Source organism: Dapis brunnea BLCC-M229 (assembly GCF_050015995.1).
Taxonomy (GTDB): domain Bacteria; phylum Cyanobacteriota; class Cyanobacteriia; order Cyanobacteriales; family Microcoleaceae; genus Trichodesmium.
In genome coordinates this window covers 1-2,882 of the sequence record NZ_JBNHEP010000047.1, presented here as the reverse complement: position 1 = coordinate 2,882, position 2,882 = coordinate 1, and the positions used below count along the sequence as shown (strand labels likewise).

Here is a 2,882-nt window from a genome sequence, read left to right as displayed (position 1 = left end):
ATTAGTGAACTTACAGAGGAAGAATTAAACTTCACTAAAGGTGGAATAACACCTGTTGCACTTGTATACTTTGCTGCTGGATTTGTTGGTGGATTCGCAGGTGGCTATGTTGCTGGCAAATATCTTTAGATAAACATCCCTAAAAAATCAGGGTAAAGTTCTTTTAACTTGACAATTAAACAACTTTAATCAAGAGGAAAACATCAAATGGCTAACATTGCAATTTCTGAATTAAATCCTGTAGGTTTTGACCTATTTTCTGACTCTGAAAGCTACATGGTAGATTTATCTGATAATGAACTTACCACATCTGGTGGTATCAGTCCTGTTGCTGTAGCAGTAGGTACCGTTGCTCTTGGTTTTGGTGCTGCAGCTCTGTTAGATAGATATTTCTAAAGAGCAATGAAATGGCTCATATTTCTCGTTGTGCCAATACTTATTTATTAGTAGCTCTGGTATAGCTGCTTTTACTGTTGGAGTTGCCCTGTACATTGTAGTTAAAAACTAATACTAATCTGATAAACTTAGGCTACACTGCTTATCTTATTAATCTCTAATCTCGAAATATGATGTGTAGCCATACTTGAGGAAATTGGTACAAACTCTCCAGAGTAAGACTTTTAACTGTCATAGAATCACACTTAAAAATTAAAATTGAATTGCGGAGTAAAATTATGACTACTATCCATATCAGTGACTTAGACAAAACCTTCACTAATGATCTAGTAGAAGATTTATCTAATGATGAATTAGAGCTAATTCGTGGCGGAATTCTTCCTTTAGTCGCTCTTGGAGTTGCAGCTTTTGGTGCTGGAGTTGCACTATATGCAGCAGTTAAAAACTAGAAAGAAGATTGCTTAATTCAAATAAAGTTCTTTGATACTAAGCTCAAAGAGCTTTATTTATATTAGAGATTTCCAATAATAAAAAATAAAATTAATTGTCCCACGGAAATTATCAATTATTGCTCCCTGAACCCTAAAATATGTCAAAATAATATCTGTGTAAATAATCCATTAAAATAACACTTTAAAATGAAAAATAATACTGCAATCCCCATAGGAATTGGTAGTCTATTTGCAATTATTGTTGGTTTACTACCTGTAATTTTAATGATGGAAATATATCTTAAAATTTGGGGAATAAATAGTTTGATAAGTGGTCTCCAATCCTTTTGTAGTAATCCCATTGATTTCTTGATAGTAATTGCTACTGGGATAATTTTACATGAACTGATTCATGGTTTATCTTGGCAACTTTTAGCAGGTAAGAAAGCTAGTGCTATTAAGTATGGTTTCGACTGGAAAACCCTAACTCCTTATGCACACTGTAGAGAATCAATGACAGTAGAATCTTATCGTCTAGGAACAGCTATGCCAGGCATATTGTTAGGATTAGTACCTGTAATTTCTAGTATTTTTACAAGTAATGGGTGGCTTTTTTGCTTTGGAATATTTTTTACTTTTGCAGCAGGAGGAGATCTGTTAATTTTATGGCTAGTCAGATCCCTCAAAGCGGGAACTTTGGTTAAAGATCACCCAAGTAAATTTGGATGTTACATCATCAGTTAGTTTTTTCATTCTAGAAATTTTCTGAGCTAGATATGAAATATATAGTCATTTTAAATAAGAATGAAACACTTTTTCTGCTGAAACCTTTTCACTGCAAGAAACCCTTGTCTCAGTCTAAACTGAAATGACTATAAAAATAAAATAATCCTCCTATTTCTAGGAAGATTATAAGTTATGGAGTAGTTGTTTATTATTATTAAGCTAGTTGAAGAGTTGAATCAAGCTTTTTAACAACCTCAACCTGCCCAACTTGCTCTTTTATCCATGCATCAAACAATTCCGAAAGAATTTGATAACGCAATTTATCTGTTAACTCCGGTTGAATAATTTCTTCGACAAAAATTAAATGTACTCCCTTAGAAGTTACAACAGGTTTAACAATTTGTGGTGGTTGAGCAGCAAAAACAACGGCGGAAATTTCTGGTTTTAATTCTCGACGTTTTACTATTCCTTGATAACCGCCAGAACGTCGTAATTCTTGCTCTTGAATATACTGATGAGCAACTTCATAAAAAGTCATTTCTCCTTCTTGAATTGCATAGAATAACTCCATTGCTAAATCTTCATCATCTAACACAGCTTCATAAATAACTGCCCCTGCATAATTTAACTGATTTTCAAAGAAATATGGTTCTACTTTATCTGTAAATAAATGAGCGGCTAATTTTCCAGATAAAAAAGTATAGTGAACTATTTCTTCAAAATCATCAAGGGATAAACCATGTTTTTCTAACCAAGTCCATGTTTCTTTTGCACCATTTAATTTATTCATAGCCCGCATTGCATCTGCAGCTTTTTGCAGTTCTTCTGTTGTTGCTTCAATACCTGCATCAGCAGCAGCAGCAGTAATAATTTTGCGGGTAATTATTCCTTCTGTAATTTCTGGAACTTTCAAAGATAATTTGACTTGCTTGAGAATATCTTCAGAAGTAATAGTAATAGCTTGTGACATGATTTTGCTCCTTTTTATGAATTGAAATATCAAAATTTAAAATTGTTGATAGTTTAGTAACTATAGCTTTTTATTAATGAATAATGGATAGTAGAGCATGAAAACTTTCTCTAATTATCAATTATCTATAGCAATCCGCGCATAGGTTGCGGGTAATCAAAAAGTAGATAAAAAACCTGAAACTCTTACCTGTTCCCAGTTAAGTGTTCCCTAAAAGCGTTAAGGTTTTTATACACAAATAAAATAGGACTGCTATATTGAAAAGGAGAGACTTTAAACCTCTGAGGATTAATTATTCATTATCAATTATCCATTATCCATTATCCATTATCCATTATCCATTATCCATTATCCATTAT

Annotated in this window: 5 protein-coding genes; 4 read left to right on the top strand and 1 reads right to left on the bottom strand. The window is 32.8% G+C overall.

Annotated features, from left to right (window positions below; all coding sequences use genetic code 11):
• From ACP6PM_RS04445 to ACP6PM_RS04430, 4 genes are all read left to right on the top strand, one after another.
• Positions 1–129, top strand: coding sequence for a class IIb bacteriocin, lactobin A/cerein 7B family (locus ACP6PM_RS04445; RefSeq protein WP_426582434.1), 129 nt, complete (start codon positions 1–3; stop codon positions 127–129).
• A gap of 78 nt (positions 130–207) precedes the next feature.
• On the top strand, positions 208–396 hold the full coding sequence (locus tag ACP6PM_RS04440) for a hypothetical protein (RefSeq protein ID WP_426582214.1): 189 nt from the start codon (positions 208–210) through the stop codon (positions 394–396).
• Positions 397–674: 278 nt separating this feature from the next.
• Positions 675–845 (top strand): class IIb bacteriocin, lactobin A/cerein 7B family, encoded by a 171-nt coding sequence (locus ACP6PM_RS04435; RefSeq protein WP_426582212.1) that lies wholly within the window; start codon positions 675–677, stop codon positions 843–845.
• Positions 846–1,034: 189 nt separating this feature from the next.
• On the top strand, positions 1,035–1,571 hold the full coding sequence (locus ACP6PM_RS04430; RefSeq protein WP_426582210.1) for a DUF3267 domain-containing protein: 537 nt from the start codon (positions 1,035–1,037) through the stop codon (positions 1,569–1,571).
• Positions 1,572–1,767: 196 nt separating this feature from the next.
• Here the strand turns inward: ACP6PM_RS04430 and ACP6PM_RS04425 are convergent, their stop codons facing one another.
• Complete coding sequence (locus ACP6PM_RS04425) at positions 1,768–2,523, bottom strand: peptidylprolyl isomerase (protein WP_426582208.1); 756 nt, start codon at positions 2,521–2,523, stop codon at positions 1,768–1,770.
• Positions 2,524–2,882 lie beyond the last annotated feature (359 nt).

Coding starts and splice junctions, on each gene's coding strand:
- ACP6PM_RS04440 (WP_426582214.1), top strand. CDS start 208: ATGGCTAACATTGCAATTTCTGAATTAAATCCTGTAGGTTTTGACCTA.
- ACP6PM_RS04435 (WP_426582212.1), top strand. CDS start 675: ATGACTACTATCCATATCAGTGACTTAGACAAAACCTTCACTAATGAT.
- ACP6PM_RS04430 (WP_426582210.1), top strand. CDS start 1,035: ATGAAAAATAATACTGCAATCCCCATAGGAATTGGTAGTCTATTTGCA.
- ACP6PM_RS04425 (WP_426582208.1), bottom strand. CDS start 2,523: ATGTCACAAGCTATTACTATTACTTCTGAAGATATTCTCAAGCAAGTC.